The sequence below is a fragment of the Leucobacter tenebrionis genome, from assembly GCF_019884725.1.
GTDB lineage: Bacteria > Actinomycetota > Actinomycetes > Actinomycetales > Microbacteriaceae > Leucobacter > Leucobacter tenebrionis.
Window position 1 is genome coordinate 1085257 of the sequence record NZ_CP082322.1, and the last position, 22154, is coordinate 1107410.

20 protein-coding genes and 1 tRNA gene are annotated in these 22154 nt (G+C 72.2%); 6 read left to right on the forward strand and 15 right to left on the reverse strand.

Annotated elements, in window-relative coordinates:
* Nucleotides 1–8: 8 nt before the first annotated feature.
* Entirely contained in the window at nt 9–269 is a 261-nt protein-coding gene (locus tag KVY00_RS05130) for a MoaD/ThiS family protein (protein ID WP_223044629.1), read from the reverse strand.
* A gap of 227 nt (nt 270–496) precedes the next feature.
* Between KVY00_RS05130 and KVY00_RS05135 the strand changes: the two genes are divergently transcribed.
* The gene (locus tag KVY00_RS05135) at nt 497–1663 is read left to right on the forward strand and encodes a ThiF family adenylyltransferase (RefSeq protein WP_223044630.1); all 1167 of its coding nucleotides are present in this window, start codon (nt 497–499) and stop codon (nt 1661–1663) included.
* Nucleotides 1656–2069 carry a molybdenum cofactor biosynthesis protein MoaE gene (locus tag KVY00_RS05140; RefSeq protein ID WP_223044631.1) on the forward strand — a complete coding sequence of 138 codons (414 nt, stop codon included), beginning with the start codon at nt 1656–1658 and terminating at the stop codon, nt 2067–2069. Before KVY00_RS05135 ends, KVY00_RS05140 begins: the two co-directional genes overlap by 8 nt.
* 47 nt (nt 2070–2116) lie before the next feature.
* Here KVY00_RS05140 and KVY00_RS05145 read toward each other — a convergent pair whose 3' ends face one another.
* From KVY00_RS05145 to KVY00_RS05190, 10 genes are all read right to left on the reverse strand, one after another.
* Nucleotides 2117–3232 carry a cysteine desulfurase family protein gene (locus tag KVY00_RS05145; RefSeq protein ID WP_223044632.1) on the reverse strand — a complete coding sequence of 372 codons (1116 nt, stop codon included), beginning with the start codon at nt 3230–3232 and terminating at the stop codon, nt 2117–2119.
* 38 nt (nt 3233–3270) lie between these two features.
* Entirely contained in the window at nt 3271–3738 is a 468-nt protein-coding gene (locus KVY00_RS05150) for an apolipoprotein A1/A4/E family protein (protein ID WP_223044633.1), read from the reverse strand.
* A 170-nt stretch (nt 3739–3908) separates the two neighbouring features.
* On the reverse strand, nt 3909–4991 hold the full coding sequence (gene moaA / locus KVY00_RS05155) for a GTP 3',8-cyclase MoaA (RefSeq protein ID WP_223044634.1): 1083 nt from the start codon (nt 4989–4991) through the stop codon (nt 3909–3911).
* Nucleotides 4992–5309: 318 nt separating this feature from the next.
* Complete coding sequence (locus KVY00_RS05160) at nt 5310–6443, reverse strand: ABC transporter ATP-binding protein (protein ID WP_223044635.1); 1134 nt, start codon at nt 6441–6443, stop codon at nt 5310–5312.
* A gap of 56 nt (nt 6444–6499) precedes the next feature.
* On the reverse strand, nt 6500–7312 hold the full coding sequence (locus tag KVY00_RS05165; RefSeq protein ID WP_255572774.1) for an ABC transporter permease: 813 nt from the start codon (nt 7310–7312) through the stop codon (nt 6500–6502).
* Nucleotides 7313–7390: 78 nt separating this feature from the next.
* Nucleotides 7391–8230 (reverse strand): molybdate ABC transporter substrate-binding protein, encoded by an 840-nt coding sequence (gene modA / locus KVY00_RS05170; RefSeq protein ID WP_223044636.1) that lies wholly within the window; start codon nt 8228–8230, stop codon nt 7391–7393.
* Nucleotides 8227–8634: a TOBE domain-containing protein gene (locus tag KVY00_RS05175; protein WP_223044637.1), complete on the reverse strand. Its 408-nt coding sequence runs from the start codon at nt 8632–8634 to the stop codon at nt 8227–8229. Before KVY00_RS05175 ends, modA begins: the two co-directional genes overlap by 4 nt.
* Before the next feature lie 123 nt (nt 8635–8757).
* Entirely contained in the window at nt 8758–10584 is a 1827-nt protein-coding gene (selB, locus tag KVY00_RS05180; RefSeq protein ID WP_223045199.1) for a selenocysteine-specific translation elongation factor, read from the reverse strand.
* Nucleotide 10585: 1 nt separating this feature from the next.
* Complete coding sequence (gene selA / locus KVY00_RS05185; RefSeq protein WP_223044638.1) at nt 10586–11914, reverse strand: L-seryl-tRNA(Sec) selenium transferase; 1329 nt, start codon at nt 11912–11914, stop codon at nt 10586–10588.
* Nucleotides 11915–12006: 92 nt separating this feature from the next.
* A tRNA-Sec gene (locus KVY00_RS05190) sits at nt 12007–12102 on the reverse strand.
* A 175-nt stretch (nt 12103–12277) separates the two neighbouring features.
* On the opposite strand from KVY00_RS05190, the gene selD reads away from it, so the two are divergent.
* Complete coding sequence (gene selD / locus KVY00_RS05195; RefSeq protein WP_223044639.1) at nt 12278–13270, forward strand: selenide, water dikinase SelD; 993 nt, start codon at nt 12278–12280, stop codon at nt 13268–13270.
* Nucleotides 13271–13363: 93 nt separating this feature from the next.
* On the opposite strand, the gene nrfD is transcribed toward selD, so the two are convergent.
* The 4 genes from nrfD to fdhD are packed head-to-tail and all read right to left on the reverse strand — an operon-like array spanning nt 13364 to nt 19663.
* Complete coding sequence (gene nrfD / locus KVY00_RS05200) at nt 13364–14461, reverse strand: NrfD/PsrC family molybdoenzyme membrane anchor subunit (RefSeq protein WP_223044640.1); 1098 nt, start codon at nt 14459–14461, stop codon at nt 13364–13366.
* A gap of 28 nt (nt 14462–14489) precedes the next feature.
* The gene (locus KVY00_RS05205; RefSeq protein WP_223044641.1) at nt 14490–15476 is read right to left on the reverse strand and encodes a 4Fe-4S dicluster domain-containing protein; all 987 of its coding nucleotides are present in this window, start codon (nt 15474–15476) and stop codon (nt 14490–14492) included.
* Nucleotides 15473–18793, reverse strand: coding sequence for a formate dehydrogenase (gene fdh, locus KVY00_RS05210; protein WP_223044642.1), 3321 nt, complete (start codon nt 18791–18793; stop codon nt 15473–15475). Before fdh ends, KVY00_RS05205 begins: the two co-directional genes overlap by 4 nt.
* A gap of 9 nt (nt 18794–18802) precedes the next feature.
* A complete protein-coding gene (gene fdhD / locus KVY00_RS05215; protein WP_223044643.1) occupies nt 18803–19663 on the reverse strand; it encodes a formate dehydrogenase accessory sulfurtransferase FdhD in 861 nt (286 codons plus the stop codon).
* 151 nt (nt 19664–19814) lie between these two features.
* Here fdhD and KVY00_RS05220 point away from each other — a divergent pair, with 151 nt between their 5' ends.
* From KVY00_RS05220 to KVY00_RS05230, 3 genes are read left to right on the forward strand one after another with little or no spacing between them, the layout of a single operon-like run.
* Nucleotides 19815–21155: a molybdopterin molybdotransferase MoeA gene (locus KVY00_RS05220; RefSeq protein WP_223044644.1), complete on the forward strand. Its 1341-nt coding sequence runs from the start codon at nt 19815–19817 to the stop codon at nt 21153–21155.
* Nucleotides 21152–21868, forward strand: a complete 717-nt coding sequence (gene mobA / locus KVY00_RS05225) for a molybdenum cofactor guanylyltransferase (RefSeq protein ID WP_223044645.1) — start codon at nt 21152–21154, stop codon at nt 21866–21868. Before KVY00_RS05220 ends, mobA begins: the two co-directional genes overlap by 4 nt.
* On the forward strand, nt 21865–22152 hold the full coding sequence (locus tag KVY00_RS05230) for a DUF6457 domain-containing protein (protein ID WP_223044646.1): 288 nt from the start codon (nt 21865–21867) through the stop codon (nt 22150–22152). Before mobA ends, KVY00_RS05230 begins: the two co-directional genes overlap by 4 nt.
* Nucleotides 22153–22154: the final 2 nt, after the last annotated feature.

Sequence of the window (22154 nt, forward strand, 5' to 3'; positions counted from 1 at the left end):
GAGGCCCATCATCCGCCGGCGAACGGCGGGAGCACGTCGACGACAGTTCCGCCGGGACCGGCGCCGATCTCCCCGCCGTCGCGTCGCACCTCGCCGTCGACGAGAAAGGACCCGCTGCGCAGCACCCGCAGCATCGCGGCGCCGTGCCGATCCGCGAGCTCCGCCCGCAGCGCGTCGAGCGTCGCCGGCGCACTCAGCAGCACTTCCTCCTGCGCCGTGCCCGCCGCGTCGGCCGCCGCGGCGAAGTACCGAACCGTGATGCCCGTCATGCCCTCCATCGTAGCCTCGGTCGCGAACCCACACCCCGTCCGAGATACGGATCTCGCGGCTCTGATCGCGGATGAGCATGCGATTCCCGTATCTCGGCAGGGGCCGGGCCGGGTCCCGCGCTCCGCGCGGCAGGCTCGGGCACCGGGAGGCACCGGGAGGCACCGGGAGGCACCGGAAGGCACCGGAAGGCACCGGGCGCCGGTCCCGCGCGACCTACAATGGCGATATGCCCTCCGACGATCCCGCACGGCCGGCGCCGCTCGTCGAGCCGGCCGCCTCGCTCCCGCCCGAGCGGCTGCGACGCGCTCAACGCCAGCTCCCGCTGCCCGGATTCGGGGAGACGGCTCAGGCGCGTCTGCACGCGGCGCGCGTGCTGGTCATCGGCGCCGGAGGGCTCGGCAGCGCGAGCGTGCCGTACCTCGCGGGCGCGGGAGTGGGCACGATCGGCATCGTCGACGACGACGAGGTCGAGCTCTCGAACCTCCACCGCCAGATCGCGCACGGAACCGCCGACCTCGGACGCCCGAAGACGGCCTCGCTCGCTGACGCGGTGAACCGCCTCGACCCCGGCGCGCGCGTCGAGCAGCATCGCATCAGGCTCGACTCCTCGAACGCCCTCGAACTGTTCGAGCGCTACGACCTGGTCATCGACGGCAGCGACAACTTCGCCACCCGCTACCTCGCGAACGACGCGGCAGAGCTCACCGGCAGACCGCTCGTCTGGGGTGCGATTCTGCAGTACCACGGGCAGCTCGGGGTCGCCTGGCACCGCTACGGCCCCGGCTACCGAGACCTCTTCCCGTCGCCGCCTCCGCCGGACGATGTGATGGACTGCGGCACCGGAGGCGTGCTGCCCGGCCTGTGCGGCACGATCGGCTCCCTCCTCGCGACCGAGGCCCTCAAACTGATCACGGGTCTGGGCGAATCGCTCATCGGACGCGTGCTGCTCTACGACGCACTCGCCGCCTCCTTCCGCGAGCTGCCGTACCGGCGGGACTCGCAGGCATCGCCCGTGTCGGAGCTCGTCGACTACGAGCGGTTCTGCGACGGAGCCGATCCGCTGCCCGCGGCGGTGTCGGCCGAGGTGCTCGCCTCGGAACTCGCCACCGGGAATCCGCCGCGACTTCTCGACGTGCGCACACCCTCGGAGCACGCCGCGCGACGCATCGTCGGTTCGACGGCAGCGCCCCTCGATCAGCTCGAATCCGAGAATGCCGCGCTCGGGATCGCCACCGGGCCGGGCCCCGTCACCGTGTACTGCGAACGCGATCCGCGATCCATCCGCGCCGCCCGCCTGCTCGCCGAGCGAGGCGTCGAGGTCCGCTACCTGCGAGGCGGAGTGACCGCTCTCGCCGCCGTCGCACCGCAGCTGCTGGAGGGGCACGATGTCTGAACCGCTGGCGAGGATCACCGACGAGACCATCGACGAGGCAGCGGTGCGGGCCGCGGTCGATGCTGCGGAGTGCGGTGCAGTGGTCGTGTTCCACGGTGTCGTGCGAGACCACGACGGCGGTGAGCGAGTGCGCGCGCTCGACTACAGCTCGCACCCCGACGCCCAACGCTTCATCGCGGATATCGTCGCGGAGGAGCAGCGTCGGTCGGGGGTGCGACTCGCGGCAGTGCACCGGATCGGCGCACTCGCCATCGGCGACGCCGCGCTCGTCGCAGCCGCCTCCGCCCCGCACCGCCGCGAGGCCTTCGAGGCCGTCGAGCAGCTGGTCGAGCGTATCAAGCATGAAGTGCCGATCTGGAAGCGCCAGCACTATGCCGACGGCGTCTCCGACTGGGTGGGGCTGTAAGCGTCCTTGCCGGGACCGCCTGGTGCACCTCTCCGGCCGCGAGGCGGTCAGCCGGCGTTCACTGCCGCGATCAGCGCGTCCGCGGCGGCCGCGACCTCTGGCTCGGTCGTTGCGCGGCCCAGCGAGAGTCGCAACGCTCCGAGCGCGAGGTCGGGATCGAGTCCCATCTCGATGAGGGTAGTCGAGGGCGTGTGGGTCCCCGAGTGACAGGCGCTGCCAGTGGAGGCGCCGACCTCGGGTGCCCGATCCAGCACCTCACCGCCGATGTGCCCCGGGACCGCCACCATGAGCGTGTTCGGCAGACATCCGTCGGCCGGGCTGACACGCACCAGCTGCGGGAGGCCCGCGACCAGGCGCTCCCAGAGCAACTCCCGTAAATGCAGTTGGCGGGCGGATTCGGCGTCGAGCAGCTCGCCGGCCAACTCGGCGGCGGCCCCGAGCGCGACGATCCCCGCCACGTTCTCGGTCCCCGGCCGCAGCCCCCGCTCCTGCCCCGCGCCGACGAGCACGGGCGCGATCGGCGTGCCGCGCCGCACGTAGAGCGCGCCCACGCCCTTGGGTGCGTAGAGCTTGTGGCCGGCGATGCTCAGCAGGTCGACTCCGAGCCCGTCGACCGAGACGGGGATCTTCCCGGCCGCCTGGGCTGCGTCGGCGTGCATGACGCCGCCGGCGGCGCGCACCCGATCCGCGACCTCGGCGATCGGCTGGATCGTGCCGACCTCGTTCTGCGCGAGGATCAGGGTCCCGATCCCCAGCGCCCCGGCAGGCACTGCACCGGGATCGACGCGCCCCTCGGAGTCGACGGCGAGCCTGCGGACCTCCCAGCCTTCGCGTTCGAGCCCGCCCACCGGTCGATCTGTGGCCGGGTGCTCGACCACCGAGGTCAGCAGCCTCCGCTGCGGGGAGAGCACGGCGGCACCCCGGATCGCGAGGTTGTTCGCCTCGGTGCCGCCCGAGGTGAAGACGATCTCGTCAGGGTGCGCGCCGATGAGCGCCGCGAGTTGCTCGCGGGCCTTCTCGACGGCGCTACGAGCCGCGAGTCCCTGAGAGGTCGAGCTCGAGGGGTTGCCGAAGCGCTCCGTGAGGTACGGGAGCATCGCTTCGAGTGCCTCCCGCGCGACCGGTGTGGTGCCGTTGTGATCGAGGTAGGCCTGCTGCGACATACCCGCAGTGTAGCGGCGCGCTGCGTACGATACGCCCGTCACCCCAGCATGAGCAACGGCGGACGCGCGGGCCCCTCCAGTCGGGCGACCGCGACCTTCAGCTCGGTCACGTCTCCACGCAGCCCGCCGACCTCATCCGAGAGCGCGTCGATCCGGGTCGACAACCGTGCGTCCAACGCGTCGATCCGTGCCGACAGACGCTGCTCCAGCCCGGTTTCCACCCCGTCGATCCGATCCGACAACCGCACGTCCAACGCATCGATCCGAGCCGACAGACGCTGCTCCAGCCCAGACTCGACCCCATCGATCCGCGCCGACAGGCGGCGCCCCGTCTCTTCATTGCACGCCTCGACCCCGTCGATCCGCGCCGACAACCGCTGCTCCAACCCGCTGAGGCCCGCGTCGAGGCGCGAGTCGAATCGGGTGATGACCCACCCGAACCCGCCGGCCATCGCGAGCAGCACTCCGACTGCGCTCAGGATCGTAGCGAGGATATCCGGGGACACGAGCCGCCTCCTCTCGAGTGCTCTGCGCGGTTCGTATTCGTAGTCTACGTCGCGGATCGCGAGGCGGAAACGCGCCCCCAGAATCTGTGGAGAACTCGCGAATGTTCACCCGATTCAGTCTGATGTGAGCGAAGTCCGTACCCGACAGGGCCGATGCGCGGACCGCGGCATCAGCCCCCGATGTACGACATCTCGATACGGGCCGGGGCCTCCCCCGCGGTGCTCAGGCCGCGCAGCTCCGAGTACCGGTCGTCCCGCCGTTCCCACAGCCCCGACAGCGCCCGCGCCACCTCGGCGTCGGATGCGCCCGAGCGCAGCAGCGACCGCAGATCGAAGCCGCTCGAGGCGAAGAGGCAGGTGAAGAGCCTCCCCTCTGCCGACACGCGAGCGCGCGAGCAGTCGCCGCAGAACGCCCCCGTGACGCTCGAGATCACCCCGATCTCACCGGCGCCGTCGCGATACCGCCAACGCTTCGCCGTCTCACCAGGCGCGGCCGGGGCCATCGGTTCGAGCGGATGGACCTCATCGATGCGGCGCACCACCTCGGCTGAGGGCACCACGTCGTCGAGGCGCCAGCCGTTCGAGGATCCCACGTCCATGTATTCGATGAACCGCAGCGGGTGGCCGGTGCCGCGGAAGCGCTCGGCGAGGGGCAGGATCTCGTCGTCGTTCACCCCCCGCTTGAGCACGGTGTTGATCTTCACGGGCGAGAGCCCTGCCGCATTCGCAGCGTCGATGCCGTCGAGCACGCGCTGCACGGGGAATCGCACGTCGTTGACCGCGCGGAACCGCGCGTCGTCGAGCGAGTCGAGCGACACGGTGACTCGGCGCAGTCCGGCGGCTCGCAGCGCCTCGGCTTTCATCGGCAGCGCCGATCCGTTCGTCGTCAGCGCCAGGTCGAGCGGATGCCCGTCGGGAGTCCGGATCGCGGCGAGTCGCGCGATGAGATCCTCGATACCGCGCCGCAGCAGCGGTTCGCCACCGGTGATCCGCAGCTTGACGACGCCGAGGGATGCGCCGATGCGCGCCAGCCGCTCGATCTCCTCGAAGCTCAGGATCTCGGAGCGGTCGAGAAACTGGTAGTCGCGCCCGAATATCTCCTTGGGCATGCAGTAGACGCAGCGGAAGTTGCAGCGGTCGGTCACCGAGATTCGCAGATCGCGCAGGGGCCTGCCCCGGGCGTCCGAAAGGCCGGTCGAGGGGAGTCGACGCACCCCGGGCCCGGTTCCCGTTTCCCGCTCATCCGATCGCATCGCAATCCTCACTTCGGCACTCACCCTAGCATCGCGTCTCGCGGGCGCGTCCGTGTCCTGTGCTCCGGTGGTTATCCAGGCCCCCGGAACAATCGAGACGGTCCATTCCTATCGAGTCGCGCGCTCCCGGGATCACGACTTCAAGAAAGCCCGGCCGTACCCCCAACCGGCCGCGAGCCTCCCGAGTCTCACCCTCGAAGCCGATCCTTTCGCCGCCGAGAGGCGGATTTCGCACGCAGGATCGCGGTCCGGCGTGCGAAATCCGTATCTCGATGAGGATCCACCGTCCCTGAGTCCGTCGAAGGAGGCACGAGCGGCTCACGAGGCCGGAACCGCGAACCGCACCTCGGCGGCGCTCAACTCGATGCGCACTCGCGCCCCGGGAGCGATCTCCGGATCGAGCGCGCGACTCACCGGCACCTCCGCGACGAACCCGGGCCACTCCTCGAACTCGAGGCGCACGCCGGTGCGGCTCGCAGCGAGTGCGGACACGGTGCCGTCCCAGATCGCGCCGGCCCCGTCACCGGGCCCGTGCGACGAGGCCGCCGAGGCCGAGAAGACCCCGGGGCCGGGTCCGAGGTCGGATCCGGGACCGGCGAGCGGGCTCACCCGCACCGCGACGGGGTCGAAACTCGCCACCGCAGGATGGCCGGGGCCGGGCAGGGATCCGGATCCGCGGATCCCCTCGACGGGCGCACCGCTCAGCTGCAGCGAGCCGTCCTCCGCCGCGGTGCCCCGCAGCAGCACCCGCCCCGAGAACTCCGCCGCGAAGTCGGTCGCGGGCGCCGCGAGCACCTCGGCGACCGAGCCGAGCTGCGCGATCCTCCCCTCCTCGATCACCATCACCCGATCGGCCAATGCGATGAGGTCGACCGGATCGTGGGTGACGAGCATCGCGGGCACCCCGAGCCGGCGGATCTCGGATGCGACGAGGACGCGCAGTTGCTGCGCACTCGCGACATCGAGCGCGGCGAAAGGCTCGTCGAGCAGCAGCAGATCCGGATCGGCCGCGAGCGTGCGCGCGATGGCCACCCGCTGCTGCTGGCCGCCCGAGAGCTCCGTCTCTCGCGCGTCGCCGCGGCCCTCGAGGCCCACCCGCTCGAGCCACTCGCGAGCGAGGCTCGCCGCCCGCGACCGCGGCACCCGCTGAGAGCGGGGCCCGAACGCGATGTTGGCGGCGGCGTCGAGGTGCGGGAAGAGCCTCGCTCGCTGATCGAGGTGGCCCACCCGCCTCGCGGATCGTGGGAGGAATACCTCGGCGGCGCCCTCCTCGCTGCGGCTCAGGCAGCGCCCGCCGAGCTCGATGCGGCCGCTGCTGAGCGGCAGCGTCCCCGCGACGGCGCCGAGCAGCGTCGACTTACCCGCACCGTTCGGCCCGATCACCCCGAGGATCTCCCCCGGAGCGACCTCGAGCGAGACTTCCAGGAGGAAGTTCCCCCGAGCGACCGCCACCGCGCACCGCAGCTCCCTCGGAACGGCGGCCCGGGCACCGTCGCGCCCCGCGCCGCTCACAGCGCACCCCGAGCGTCCCGCGAGCGCATGCACAGCAGGGCGACGATCGCGACCAGCACGAGCAGCAGCGAAAGAGTCAGCGCCGTGTCCTGGGAGACGCCGGCGCCGTTGAACGCGGTGTAGATCGCGAGCGGCACGGTGCGGGTGCTGCCCGCAGCGTTACCCGCGAAGAGCGCGGTCGCGCCGAACTCCCCCAGCGCGCGGGTGAAGCAGAGGATGCCTCCCGCGATGAGGCTGGGGGCGAGCAGCGGAAGAGTCACGCGGCGCAGCACGGTCCACGGGCGCGCTCCCAGGCTCTCGGCCACACGCTCGTAGCTGCTCCCCTGCCCCCGCAACGCCCCCTCCACCGAGATCACGAGAAAGGGCAGCGCGACGAAGGTCTGCGCGAGGACCACGGCGGCGGTCGTGAAGGGGATGCGGATCCCGATCCCGAACAGCCAGTCCCCGAGCAGCCCCCCGCGCCCGAGCAGGCTCAGCAGCGCGAGTCCCCCCACGAGCGGGGGCAGTACGAGCGGCAGCGTGACGCAGGCGCGCAGCACCGCGGCGAGTGCGCCCTCGGTGCGCGCGATCACGAGCGCGAGGGGCACGCCGAGTAGAAAGCAGAGCCCGGTCGCGACCGTCGCAGTGCCGAGCGAGAGCGCGAGCGCCTCGCGCGTTCCGGGGGCGGCGAGCGTCGCGGGAACGGTCGCCCAGTCGATGCGCAGCAGCAGGGCTCCGAGCGGAAGCAGCAGCACCGCCGCGCCGATCGCGGCCGGAAGCAGCACACCGGCGGGGAGCCGCACGCGCTGCGTCTGCTGCGCCTTCCGCACCCGCGGCGCTCCGCGTCCCCGGGGCGAGCGCGGGCTGCGGCCCTGACCCCGGTGCGCCACCGTTGCATCGGGCACGGCTCAGCGTGCGGGCCCGAAGCCCAGGTCGGCGAGGAGCTGCTGCGGGCGCTCGGAGCGGAGGAACTCGGCGAAGGCAGCGGCGGTATCGGGGGCGTCGGATCCGGCGACGGGCACGATCAAGTAGTCGCCGGCCGCGTCCGACGCGTGCTCGATCTCGACGCCCTCGACCTCGCCCCGAGCGCGCAGCACGTCGGAGCGGTACACGAGCCCGGCGTCGGCCTCGCCCTCGCGCACCTTGGTGAGCACGGCGGTGACGTTCTGCTCCTCGCTCGCGGGATCGAGCTCGACCCCGTCGCGCTCGAGCAGCGCGCGCGCTGCGTTGCCGCAGGGCACCTCGGCGGCGCAGAGCACCGTCACCGGGGCATCATCGCCCGATCCCGCGAGGTCGGTGAGCGACTCGATGCCCAGCGGGTTGCCCGGAGCGACCGCGATCGCGAGCTCGCTCGTGGCGAAGCCGATGGGTTCGCCGTCGTTCAGACCCTCGGCCGTGATCTTCTCCATGTTCGGCGCGTCGGCCGAGGCGAAGACGTCCGCCGGGGCACCGCTCAGGATCTGCGTCGCGAGCACCGAGGAGCCGTCGTACGAGAACTCGAGCGAGGCCTCGGGATGCTCTTCGACGAACCAGCCGCCGATCTCCTCGAACGCCGGCTCGAGCGACGCCGCGGCGTACACCGTGAGGTCGCCGCTGGCCTCCGAGGCCGCCGGTTCGGTTTCCTGAGATACGCGGAGGTCGGGATCCGGACCCGCACTCGCGCCGCACCCGGCGAGCGCCGCAGCGAGGCCCGAGGCGAGCAGCAGCGCGCCGAACCGCAGCGCGTGCGCGGGAGCGTTCGCCTTCATTCGGCATCCCTCCGGGGAGTCTCGATGATCACGTTCGTGGCTTTGACGATCGCCGTCGCCCGCGAGCCGACGTCGAGACCGAGCTCTTCGACGGCCTCCCTCGTCATGATCGACACGAGCCGGTGCGGGCCGCACTGCGCCTCGACAACCGCGACCACGCCGTCCGCTTCGACTCGGGTGACGATACCCGTGAAGCGGTTGCGGGCACTGCGCAGCACCGGTCCCGCGTCGTCGGTCTCCGGTGCCAGCTGCTTCGCCCGCTCAGCCAGGGATACGCCCTCGATCACCTGCAGGCCCGCCTCATCGGTGTCGGCGTCGAGCAGTCCCTGCGTCACCCAGCGGCGGATCGTGTCATCGCTGACCCCGATCAGCTGTGCGGCCTCGCGAACCCGGTAGCGCGTCATGCGACCGATCCTATACGCATGCGCGGCACGAATCATCGACCATCGCCGCCTATGCGCCGACTATGGACCCATCGGGCCGCACATGCGTCGCGACCAGCATCCGAGCGATCGCGCTCGCTCGCGCTAACGGACGACCGTCCTCTGCACTCCGTCGATGCGCCGCGTCCATCCCCGCGCGTCGAGGTGCTCGAGCAGCGGGATCGCCACCCGGCGCGTGGTGTCGAGCGCGCGCCGCGCCTCGCTCGTGGTGAACGGCTGCTCCAGCGACGAGAGCCGGCGCATCGCCTCCGCCGGCGCCGCGGGCAGCAGCACGATCCCACCGCCGAGCCGCAGCAGGCGGCCGGCGCGCTCGGCCGCCGCCAGCTCCCGAGCACCGAGTCGCAGCGCCGAGAGCTCGTCGGCCTCCGGGGCCGCGAAGGGGTGCTCGCGCAGACGCCGCTCGAGCCGCGCGATCCCGGCCTCGGCCGCCCCGAGATCCACGCCGACTCCCGGCGGCCGCAGCGCCCCCGAGCGAGACTCGAGCCCCGCACGGCGCACCACGAGCGGCAGCAGCGAGGCATCCGGCAGCGGCGGCTCGGCGCGCAGCAGCGCGTCGGCCGCCGCGCCCTCCGCCAGGCCCGGCGAGAGCGGATCCGCGCGAAGCTTCTCGGCCACCGCCTCGCGCAACCGGCGCGCCCAACGGTCCAGTGCGGGCGGATGCACCCACCAGCCCCCGTCGCGCCCCACCGCGGCGATCCCCTCGGGCACCGCATCGAGTCCGCGCAGCCCCAGCCGGCGCAGACACTCGACCGGCATCGCGCCTCGGCGCTCCACCTCGACTGCGGCGTCTCCCGTCTCCGACCGTGCGGCGAGCGCGGCCGCCCTCCGCGCTCCGTCGCCGCGCCTCGTGAGGGCCGGGGGGTCCGCGTCGAGCACCAGCGCTCCCGCGAACACGAAGCGGCTGCCCGGGCTGCGCAGCACGAGACGGTCGCCGAGCTGCAGGGGCAGCGGCCGCGCGAGGGCGAGCCGCGCGTGGTCGTCGCCGAGCGGCCGCAGGCGCGCCTGCACCGCGGCCGTGCCGATGTGCATCACCAGCTGCTGGGGCGCGTCGGAGAAGCCCGACCCCGTCGTGCGCCGCACGTCGATCACGTCGACGATCGGCCAGGCGTCGGGTGTCACGAGCGCATCTCCGCGGTGCACACTGTCGGCGACCACGTCTCGCAGGTTCACCGCCACGCGGGCGTGCGGCGCCACCGAGGTCGCGGCGGCGTTCCGACTGTGGAGCCCGCGCACTGCTGTCGTCCGCGCCCCGCTCTCGCCGACGAGCTGCAAGCGGTCCCCCTGGTGCAGCGTGCCCGCGGTGAGGCTTCCCGTCACCACCGTGCCGGCCCCCCTGATCGTGAACGAGCGGTCGATCCACAATCGCACGCGCGCGGCGGCGTCGGGGGCGGGAGCGGCGGCGAGCACCTCGTCGAGCCGTGCGACGAGCTCTCCCAGCCCGGCCGTGCCCGCCGACTCATCGGCCGGCAGCGCCGAGACCACCACGGGCGCGTGCTCGAGCGGGGTGCCGACCAGGGCGATCCGGGTCTGCTCGATCGTTTCCGAGACCCGATCCGGGGCCCGATCCGCCCGCGTGATCACCACGATGCCGTGCTCGATGCCGAGAGCCGCTATCGCGTCGCGATGATCCGACGATTGCTCCTGCCAGCCCTTGTCGGCGGCGACGACGAAGCACACGACCGGGGCGGGGCCCACGCCCGCGAGCATGTTCGCGAGGAAGCGCTCGTGCCCCGGCACGTCGACGAAGGCGACCTCGCGCCCCGAGGGCAGCCGCGTCCACGCGAAGCCGAGGTCGATCGTCAGCCCGCGCCGCCGCTCCTCGGCGAGGCGGTCGGGCTCCATGCCGGTGAGCGCGCGCACGAGCGTCGATTTGCCGTGATCGACGTGGCCGGCGGTGGCGACGACGTACATGTCAGCGGAGCCCGAGCCGACGGGGTTCGGGATCGCGCATCGCCGCGAGCACCGCCTCTGCAAGCCGCTCATCGTCTTCCTCCGCCACGCAGCGCAGGTCGACGAGGCAGCGGCCCTGATGCACCCGGGCGACGACCGCGGGTTCTCCGGCGCGCAATCGCTCCGAGGCGGACTCGGGCAGCTCGACCGCCCACCCCGGCAGCGGCACCCCGGGGGCTCCTCCGCCGCCCACGCGCCCGTCGTGGGGCACGACCTCGGCGCCCACCCGCTCCGCGAGCATCAGGGTCCGCTCCCGGAGGCGCCCCGGATCGGCGTGCAGCGCCGCCGACACCGGGGTTTCCGCGATCCTGAGCGTCGCCTCGATGGCCGCGAGCGTGAGCTTGTCGCTGCGCATCGCACGGGCGAGCGGATGCGTCGCGATGCGCCGGATCGCGGCGCTCCGTCCCAGCAGCAGGCCCGCCTGCGGACCGCCGAGCAGTTTGTCCCCGCTCGCGATCACCACGTCGGCGCCCGCGCGCAGGGCGCTCGCGATATCCGGTTCGTCCGGCAGCGTCGGCTCGGGGTCCAGCAGCCCGCTACCGAGGTCGACGATGAGCGGCAGCCCGTGCTCGTCGGCGAGGCTGCGCAGCTCCGACGTCCCGACCTCCGCGGTGAAGCCCTGCACCCGGAAGTTGCTGGGGTGGATCTTCAACAGGCACCCGGTCTCAGGACCGATCGCCTGCGCGTAATCGTCGAGGTGGGTGCGGTTCGTCGTGCCGACCTCGCGCAGACGGGCCCCCGTGGTGACGAGCAGATCGGGCAGGCGGAAGCCCGCGCCGATCTCGACGAGCTCACCGCGGCTCACGATTATCTCGCCCGTTCCGGCCAGAGCCGTGACGGCGAGCAGCAGCGCGGCTGCACCGTTGTTGACGATCACGGCGTCCTCGGCGTCGGGGCAGGCCTGCAGCAGCGCCTCGCGCGCACCGGCCCCGCGCGCGCTGCGCTTACCGGTCTCGAGGTCCATCTCGACGTCGACGTAGCCCGCCGCGCTCAGCACCGCCTCGCGAGCACGCCGAGCGAGCGGCGCCCGACCGAGGTTGGTGTGCACGATCACCCCGGTCGCGTTGAGCACCGGCGTCAGAGAGGTCGGACGCTCGGCCCGGAGCGCTCGCTCGACCTCCGGCTCCACCCGCTCCGCCGGCAGCCGCCCCTCGCGTGCCGCGCGCTGCTGCGCGTCGATGATGCGTCGCACCGCGGCGTCGCCGATCCGCTCCCGCGCCTCTCGTGCGGCCGGCAGCGCCAGCAGTCGGTCGGTGCGGGGAATGCGCCTGCGATGATCCTCGTCGCTCATCGGCTCCCCTCACAGCCCGTCGAACCCGCGCCGACGAGCGCCCTCGCAACGATGCGCCCGTGACGGAAGCTCAATATTCTTCGATCGGCATATGGCGGAGGCGGACGGGAATCGAACCCGCCAGACCGAGATACTCGGCCTCACCGGTTTTGAAGACCGGGGGGCCCACCAGGAACCCTGACGCCTCCACCGACGAGCCTACACTCCTCATTCCCCGCTGCCGGGCCTCGCTCCTGCCCGATCGTGATCCGTCTTTCGGGCCTCGCCGTTGTTTCGGATGGATTGCCAGGGTTTCATCCGAAATAAGGGAGAGATCCGAAGTACGGACCGCGCTCGGAGAGACGCAACCGGTAGTCTCGGAGGATGGACACCGCGCGGGATCCCAGACGTCTGACCGGCTACGCGCACGGCGGGGGCTGCGCCTGCAAGATCCCGCCGGGCGAGCTCGAGGACGCGGTGCGCGGGCTCGTCGGGCAGACCGCCGGGAACGTGCTCGTGGGGCTCGACGACGGCGATGACGCCGCGGCGGTGCTCGTGCGCGACGACCTCGCCGTGCTCTCGACCGCCGATTTCTTCACGCCGGTGGTCGACGACGCGTACGACTGGGGTCGCATCGCCGCCGCCAACGCGCTCTCGGACATCTACGCGATGGGCGGCACTCCCATCACCGCGATCAACCTCGTCGGCTGGCCCCGCGAGGTGCTGCCGATGGAACTGCTCACGGAGGTGCTTCGCGGCGGGCTCGACGTCGCCGCCGAGGCGAACTGCCCCGTCACGGGCGGCCACTCGATCGACGACCCCGAACCCAAGTACGGGATGGCGGTCACCGGTGTGGTCGACCCCGCGCAGCTCATGCGCAACGATGCGGCCGAGCCGGGCCTGCCGCTCACGCTGACCAAGCCCATCGGCGTGGGTGTGCTGAACAACCGGCACAAGCGCACCGGCGAGGTCTTCGAGCACGCGATCGCGCAGATGGTGCAGCTGAACCGCGATGCCTCGCTCGCCGCCGTCTCAGCGGGCGCGCGGGCCGCCACCGACGTCACCGGTTTCGGCCTGCTCGGGCACCTGTACAAGATGTGCCGCGCCTCGGACGTCGGCGCCGTGCTCGACTCGAGCGCCGTGCCGATCGTCGAGGGGGCGAGGCGGTCGCTCGACGAGGGTTTCATCCCGGGAGGATCGCGTCGCAACCTCGACTGGGTGCGCCCGCACCTGAGCGTCGAGGCACCGCTCAGCGAGGAGGGACTGGTGCTGCTCGCCGACGCTCAGACCTCGGGCGGTCTGCTGGTCGTGGGCGAGGTGCCGGGCTACCCGTTGATCGGCGAGACCGTCGCGGGATCGGGGATCACGGTCCGCTAGACCGCGTTATCGCCCGCGGGGCCCGTCGAAGCCAGGAATCACAAGCCAGGAGGTTCGCGCGCCTCGGCAGGCTCGGAGAAGGAGCCGCAGCGCCTACTCCGCGGTGGTGATCGAGTCGTCGACGATGCCCGCACGGCGGCGCGCCTCGAGGCGGCGCTTCTGCGGCTCGATCACGTAGCGCGGATCCTTCGTCGAGTGGAGCCCGGCCTCGAGCACGGCGAAGCGGGTCAGTGCCGAGGCCGCGAGCAGCGCGACCCCCGAGACCACCGCGACCGCGCGGCTGCGCCCGGCGAAGATCGCGCCGGCTCCGCCGATCGCGGCGAGACGCTTGCTCCACTTGTGCATCGCACCCGCGCCGCCGTGGTGCAGCGGCTCGGCGGCGACCGGATCCATGCGCCGATCCATGAGCTCGGAGGCGGTGAGCTCCGCGGCCGCGCCGGCCACGGCGAGCATGCGGGCGGGCTTCGCGTCGGCCACCGGCGTGGTGACCATGCCGAGACCGCCCGCCGCGAGGCTCGCCGAGCTCACGAAGACGAACGACAGGTCTTCCTTCGCCGCGTTCCAGGTGGGGTTCGCCGTGTTCGACAGCAGCACGCCCGTGTAGGCCGCGAGAGGCGCGGCGAACACCGCGGAGGCGACCCCGGCCGGCTTCTCGGCGAGGTTCAGCAGCTTGCGCAGCGGCCCGAGGGGCAGCCTGCGCTTCGTCATGCGGTCGACCTCGGCGACGGCGGCGACGCCCGCGCCCGCGCTGAACGCCCCCAGGATCCACGATCCAACGCTCATCGGGGAGGTCACCTTGAGCGTGCGGAACATGTTCAGGAACCGCTCGGGTCGGCCCAGGTCGGCGATGAGCGCCACAGCACCCGCGCCGGCGGCGCCGATCGCGGCGAGCCGGCTGTTGCGGCGCAGCTTCTCGTTGCCGCTGAACTGCGCTCCCGCGGCGAGCAGCGACGACCCGCCGGCGACTCCCCCGAGGAACAGGTAGACGCCGATCGGCGCCTCCCATGGCGGCGGCTTCACGATGGGCCGGTCGTAGTAGCTGGCGAACTCCGCCTCGGGCACCATCGACATCTCGCGAGAGCCGTCAGTCGCCCCGGCTCCCCCGCGCCCGACACCGCGGCGCTTGCGCTTACCGCCGAAGCGACGCGGTTTCTCGGGCGGACGGTAGCTGTCGAACTCCGAGAGCGTCACCGGCGTTCACCTTTCCAGTCGAGGCGGTTCATCGGCGCCCTCCGGTGAGGAACGCGAGCGCCACGGCGCCGATCATGCCGAGCGCGGCGAGCCCGGCCCGCTTGTACATGCGCGGCAGATCCTTCGTCGCGACCTGCGGATCCGGCGGCAGACCGTACACCTCGGGCTCGTCGAGCAGCAGGAAGATCGATCCCGTGCCGCCCACGCCGTCGCGCTCGTTCGCGCCGTACAGCCGCGCCTCGGTGAGGCCCTGCTTGTGCAGTTCGCGCACGCGGGCCCGGGCGATCTTCGCGAGCTCCTCGCGACTGCCGAACTTGATCGACGTGGTCGGGCAGGCCTGCGCGCACGCGGGGGTCTGGTCGTCGGTGAGGCGGTCGTAGCAGAGCGTGCACTTCTGGGCGACGCCGGCGTTGCGGGTGGGCGCCTGCTCCCCCGGCACGAAGTCGCGGTTGGTCTTGGGCACGGCGATCCCGTCGCTGCGCCGCTCGATCACCCCGAAGGGGCACCCCGCCACGCAGGTGCCGCAGCCGTTGCAGATGTCCTCCTGCACCACGACGGTGCCGAACTCGGTGCGGAAGAGCGCGCCTGTGGGGCAGACGTCGAGACAGCCGGCATTGGTGCAGTGCTTGCACACGTCCGACGACATGAGCCAGCGGAAGTCGGGGGTGTCGGGCGGGGTCGTATCGGCACCCGAGAGATCGTCGGGATCCTTGCGCACCGTGGGCATGCCGAGGCTCACGAGCTTGCGGCCGCTCTCGCGGGCCTGCTCGATGCGCTCCTGCCCCTGCTCGATGAACGCCACGTGGCGCCAGGTGTCGGCGCCCAGCCCCTCGGAGTTGTCATACGAGGAGTCGGAGAGCTGCCAGTCGGAATCGGCCGGGTTGCGATTCCACTCCTTGCAGGCCACCTCGCAGGCCTTGCAGCCGATGCAGATCGAGGTGTCGGTGAAGAAGCCCTTGCGGGGGTGCACGTGCTCGTGGTGGGCGGCGTGCTCGGATTCGGTGAGTCTGGTCATCGCTCCCCCTCTTCGTGCTGCGGCTCGTCCCCAGCGTACTCGCGACCACCGGCATCGTCGGCGTGCCGCATGCCGGTGTCGATCGTCACTCCGGCGCGCCGCCGGTACCGCTCGACGAGCTCGAGCAGCTCCTCGCCGCGCGGTCGCCGCCCCGGGATGATGGCGCAGGATCCCGCCTTCGACTCCTGGATCAGCACGTTCGGATCCATCACGACGCCCAGCAGATCGTTCGCGGAGTCGCCGCTCACCACCGCATCGCCGCCCACGCCCCAGTGGTAGGGCAGGCCGATCTGATGCACCGTGCGCCCGCCCGCGCGCAGCGGCTTCACCCGGTCGGTCACGAGCACCTTCGCCTCGATCGCGGAGCGCGGCGAGATGATGGTCGCCCAGCCGTAGGGTTCGAGGCCGCACTCCTCGGCGAGCTCGCGAGACACCTCGCAGAACATCTCGGGCTGCAGCTCCGCGAGATACGGCAGCCACCGGCTCATCCCGCCCGCGGTGTGGTGCTCCGTGAGCCGGTAGGTGGTGAACATGTACGGGTAGACGCCGGCCCCGCGCTCGTCGTCGCTCGGGGCACTGAGGTTGTCCTCGCGCGCCATGGTCACGCGCGCCGGCGAGCGCTGCTGCCCGTAGACGGGGTTCGCGACGGGTGACTCCTGCGGCTCGTAGTGCGCGGGCAGCGGGCCGTCGACGAGGCCCTTCGGCGCGTACAGCCAGCCCTTGCCGTCGGACTGCATGATGAAGGCGTCGGTGCCCGAGAGCGCCTCCGGTCCGCCCGCCTCGGGCGCGGGCTGCGTGCCGGGCGCGAGGGTGGCCGGGAAGTCGGGGACGTCGTCGCCGATCCAGCGCCCCTGGGCCTCATCCCACCAGACGTACTTCTTGCGCTCGCTCCACGGGCGCCCCTCGGGATCGGCCGACGCCCGGTTGTAGAGCACCCGCCGGTTGGCCGGCCACACCCAGCCCCAGTCCGGGTTCACCGCCGACTGCTCGTCGCGCGAGGGCCGCAGCGCCGCGTGATTCACTCCGTCGGCGTAGACGCCCGTGTAGATCCAGCATCCGCCCTCGGTCGACCCGTCGGCGCGCATCTCGGTGTACGACGAGAGCGGCTGCCCGGCCCGCTCCCCCGTGCGGAAGCGCCCGTTGATCTCCGCGAGCACTGCCTCGGGATCGGGGTTGCCGTGCTCATCGAGCGGATAGTCCCAGGTGAGGTCGAGCAGCGGACGATCGCGCGGGTCCGTGGAGCCCGCGAGACGCTCCCGGATCCTGACCCCCAGCTCGTAGAAGAAGTCGAGCTCGCTCTGCGCCTGGCCCGGCGGCTGCACCGCCTGGTGCCGCCACTGCACCATGCGCTGCGTCTGGGTGAAGGTGCCCGACTTCTCGACGTGGTTCGCGGCGGGCATGAAGAACACCTCGGTCGCGATGTCTTCCGTGCGCAGTTCACCCGACTCGATCTCGGGTCCGTCCTTCCACCAGGTCGCCGACTCGATCATTGCGAAATCGCGCACCACGAGCCACTTGAGATGCGACATGCCGAGCCGCTGCATGCGGCCGTGCGCCGAACCCACGGCCGGGTTCTGCCCGAAGACGAAGTAGCCGTCGATCTCGTCCGCGAGCATCTTCGCGACGGTCTGGTAGGTGCCGTGCGGTCCGGTGAGGCGCGGCAGGTAGTCGTACGCCCAGTCGTTGTCCTCGCGCGCGGCGTCGCCCCACCACGCCTTCAGCAGACTGACCGTGTAGGCGTCGGCGTTCGCCCAGTACCCCTTCTGGTCGGGGGATGCGATGCCGGCGAGGTAGTCCTGCAGCGTCTCGGCGGTCGACGTCGGCATCGGCAGGTAGCCCGGCAGCAGGTTGAACAGCGTCGGGATGTCGGTGGAGCCCTGGATGCTCGCGTGGCCGCGCAGCGCCATGATCCCGCCGCCCGGCCGCCCGATGTTGCCGAGCAGCAGCTGCAGGATCGCCGAGGTGCGGATGAACTGGGCGCCCATGGTGTGCTGGGTCCATCCCACCGCGTAGGCGAAGCAGGTGGTGCGGTCGCGCCCGGAGTTCTCGGTGATCGTGCGCGCGAGGTAGGCGAAGTCCTCCTCGGAGATGCCGCAGACCTCGCGCACCATCTCGGGCGTGTAGCGCGAGTAGTGGCGCTTCAGGATCTGGAAGACCGTGTGCGGATCCTGCAGCGTCTCGTCCGTGAGGTAGCGATTGCCCGCCGCCGGCCCGCCGCTGCCGTACTGGTGGCCGGACCCGTGCATCTCCTGGAGCTCATCGGCCCCCTCGGCGTCCTTCGCCTCGTCCCGCTTCTGCGCGCCGGTCCGCTTGTACGCCCAGCTCGAGGGGTCGTACGTGCCGGTCTCGGCGTCGTACCCCGAGAACAGCCCGTCGAGATCCTCGGTGTCGCGGAACTCCTCGCTCACGATCGTCGCCGCGTTCGTGTAGGCGAGCACGTACTCCTTGAACCACAGGTCGTTCTCGATGACGTGGTTGATGAGCGCGCCGAGCAGCACGATGTCGGAGCCGGCCCGGATCGGGACGTGCTTGTCGGCCACCGCGGAGGTGCGGGTGAACCGAGGATCGATGTGGATGATCTTCGCGCCGCGCGCCTTCGCCTCCGAGACCCACTGGAACCCGACGGGGTGGCACTCGGCCATGTTGGATCCCTGGATCACGATGCAATCCGCATTGGCCATGTCCTGCAGCGGTTGTGTCGCGCCGCCTCGGCCGAACGAGGCTCCCAGACTGGGAACCGTGGCGGAGTGTCAGATGCGGGCCTGGTTCTCGATCTGGATCGCACCCGCCGCGGTGAACAGCTTCTTGATGAGGTAGTTCTCCTCGTTGTCGAGCGTCGCGCCGCCGAGCGCCGCGATGCCCATGGTGCGCCGCACCGGGCGGCCGTGCTCGTCGTGATCCTGCCACCACTTCTTGCGCGCCTCGATGAAGCGCTCGGCGATCATGTCGATCGCGGTGCTGAGCGACAGCTTCTGCCACTCGGTCGCGTACGGGGCTCGGTAGAGGATCTCGGTCTGCCGCGATGCCGAATTGACGAGCTGCTCGCTCGCCGAGCCCTTGGGGCACAGCCGGCCGCGCGAGATCGGGGAATCGGGATCGCCCTCGATCTGCACCACCCGCTCGTCTTTGACGAACACCTTCTGGCCGCACCCCACCGCGCAATAGGGGCAGACGCTCTGGACGACCCTGTCGGCAGTCGAGGTGCGCGGCGCGATCTCGCGGGTCTTGCGCGACATGACCGAGTCGCCTCGCCCGAACCGGTCGGGAGAGGCGAATTGCCGGAACACCGGCCACTCGAGCGGGCTGAAACGCGCCATGCCCCAACCCTAGCCGATGGGCGAGGGGTCATCCAGAGTCGAGGACCCCGGATCCAGGCGATCCTCCCGGCTGTAGACCACCATCGAGGGGCCGCGCAGGAACCCGACCAGCGTGAGCCCCGCCTCGGCGGCGAGCTCCGCGGCGAGCGACGACGGCGCCGAGACGGCCGCGAGCATCGGGATCCCCGCCATGAGCGCCTTCTGCGTGAGCTCGAAGCTCGCCCGCCCCGACACCATGAGCACGCAGCCCCGAGCCGGGAGGCGATCGTGCTGCAGCGCCCAGCCGACGACCTTGTCGACGGCGTTGTGCCGACCCACGTCCTCGCGCAGCACCAGCATCTCCCCCGTAGCGCCGTCGAACAGCGCGGCCGCGTGCAAACCCCCAGTGCGCTCGAACACGGCCTGCCCCGCCCGCAGCGCGTCGGGGAACCCGGCGAGCAGTTCGGGGTCGAGCCGCAGCAGATCCTCGTCCACCCGGTAGCGCGAGACCGTCGAGACCGCGTCGATGCTCGCCTTGCCGCACACCCCGCACGAGCTCGTCGTGTAGAAGTTGCGCTCGACGCTCGGATCGGGCGGCGCGACACCGGGCGCGAGCGCGACATCGAGCACGTTGTAGGTGTTCTCCTCGCCGTCGGAGGCGCAGTGGATCGCGGCGGCGAGATGCTCGGATCGGTGGATCACTCCCTCCGAGACGAGGAAGCCGGCCGCGAGCTCGACGTCGCTGCCCGGCGTGCGCATGGTGACGGTGAGGGCTCTGCCGCCGACCCTGATCTCGAGCGGCTCCTCGACCGCGAGGAAGTCGGCGCGGCGGCGCGGGGCCTCGCCGACGGTGACGCGGGTGACTCGGCGGCGGGCGGCGATGCGTGACATACCTCCATTGAACCCCACGGTCTTCGCTCTCGCGGCCTTCGCGCTCACGGACTCCGAAACGCGGAGTCTCGAACTGCTGGCACCTCAGGGCCAGAAGCAGCAGTTTGGGACTCCGCGATCCCGGCGGCGGGCGGCGGGTAGGATCAGCCCCATGCGTGTGTCGGCTGCGGAGTGGCGGGAATGGATCCTCGCCGGCATCGGGCGCCTCGGCACGGTCGTGCTCCCCGTCGAGCGGGCCCACGGGCGCACGCTCGTCGAGGACGTGCGATCCGCCCACGACCTGCCGCTCTGGGACAACTCCGCGATGGACGGCTACGCACTGCGCGCCCCCGACACCGCCGGCGCGACGCCGCAGCAGCCGGTCGGGCTCGTCGTGACAGGCGAGGTGCTCGCGGGGAGCGCCGCCGATCCGGCTGTCGCTCCGGGCACCGCCGTGCGGATCATGACGGGAGCCCCGGTTCCCTCCGGCGCCGACGCCGTCGTACCCGTCGAGCTCGTCTCGGGGCCGGAGGCCGATCGACTCGAAGCCGCCGACACCGCGCATGAGGCTGAGCTCTGGGGTCGCACCGAGATCCGCCTCGATGCGCCGGTGCGGGCGGGGGCGAACATCCGCCGCCGGGGCGAGGACCTGAGCGCGGGATCGCCCGTCGCCCGCGGGGGTGACGCGCTCACTGCCGCGCGGCTCTCGGCGCTCGCCGCTGCCGGCGTGGCCGAGGTGCGGGTGAGCGAGATCCCCCGGGTCGCCGTGCTCGTGACGGGTGCCGAGCTGCGCCCGCCCGGTGCACCGCTCGCCCGGGGTCAGATCGCCGAATCGAACTCGCTGCTCGTCGCGGGCCTGCTGCGCGAGAGCGGCATCGAGCCGGTCGCGGTGCGGCGATGCTCCGACGACGCCGACGCCGTGCGTGAGCAGCTCCGCGACCTCGCGCGCGACTGCGACGCGATCATCACCACGGGCGGCGTCGGACCCGGCAGCCACGACGTGGTGCGCCTCGCGGTGCGGTCGGAGCCCGGCGTGCGCGCCGCGAGGGTCGCGGTCCGCCCCGGTCAGCCGCAGTGCGCCGGCCGCCTCTCCTCGGGCGCCTGGCTGTTCGCCCTGCCGGGAAATCCCGTGAGCGCGGCCACGAGCTTCGAGGTGTTCGTGCGCCCGGCACTGCTCGCCTGGCAGGGGCGCGCCGATCCGCTCCCCCGGCTGATCCCGGCGGTGGCGGCGGTCGGGTGGCGCGGGGCTCGGGGTCGCCTGCAGCTCATGCCCGTGACGCTCGAAGCCGGAGCGAACGCCGCCGATGATCCGGGAGACCCCGGCGCGCCGGGCGACGACCGCGATGCCGCGGCGGCGCCGGCGCTCCTGTGCCGTCCCGCCGTCGACCCCCGCGGAGTCTCCCACGCCGTCGGCGGGCACGGCGCGGTACAGGCCTACGCCGTGGTGGACGAGGATCGCGGGGACGTCGCCGCGGGCGATCCCGTCGGCCTCCTCATGGTGGGGCCGCGATGAACCGAGCGCCCCTCGATGCGATCGTGCTGGCCGGTGGGCGGGGAAGCCGCCTGGGCGGCGTCGACAAGGGTGCTCTGCTGCTGCGCGACGAGCGGCTCATCGATCGCGTCGTCGACGCGGTGCGAGGGATCGGGATCGAGCGCATCGTCGTGGTCGGCTCACTGAGCGCTGCACCGCCCGGCACCGTCTCCGTGCGGGAGGATCCGCCGTTCTCCGGCCCGCTCGCAGCGCTCGCCGAGGGTCTCGACGCGCTCGACACCCGCTTCGGGGCGGAGACCGGCGCCTCCGAGTGGGTATTGCTGCTCGCCTGCGACCTCGAGCACCCGGCGGCAGTGTGCGACGCGCTCGCCGTCGAGTTCGCGCGGCTGCCGCGCAACGGCACGCCGCGCGATAGCGCGCACGGCGGCGGTCCGCACGAGAATGCGCCGCGCGACGGTGCCCGGGGCAGCGACCGGCTCGGCGGCGAGCGCTGGGACGGCGTACTGCTCGAGGATCCCGATGGCCGTCCCCAGTGGCTCGCCGGGATCTACCGCGCCTCGTCCCTGCGCGCCGGCCTCGGAGCCGCGGGCTCCCTCGACGACCGGCCGCTGCGACTCGCCTTCTCCGGGGCCCGGCTGATCCGGCTCCCCGCCCCGAGCGATACGATCGCCGACATCGACACCCCGGAAGATCTCGCGCGCGCCAGGCGCGCCGCAGCGAAGGAGCGACCATGAGCAACTCCCGCCACCTGCCGCCCGAGGCCCTCGACGACTGGCTCGCTGCGGCGGCTGCGCGCCTCGGCCTCGATCCCGGCGATATCGACATCGCGACCGTGCTGAACGTCGCCCGCGACGTGGCTCACGGGGTTGCCCGACCGGCGGCCCCGCTCAGCACCTTCCTGCTCGGCGTCGCCATGGGGCGCGCGACCGCTGCCGGCGAGGACGCCTCATCGGCGCTCGCGGCACGGGCGGCGGCGATCACGGCGCTCGCCGAGGGCTGGGACGGGGGCGCCGGCTGATC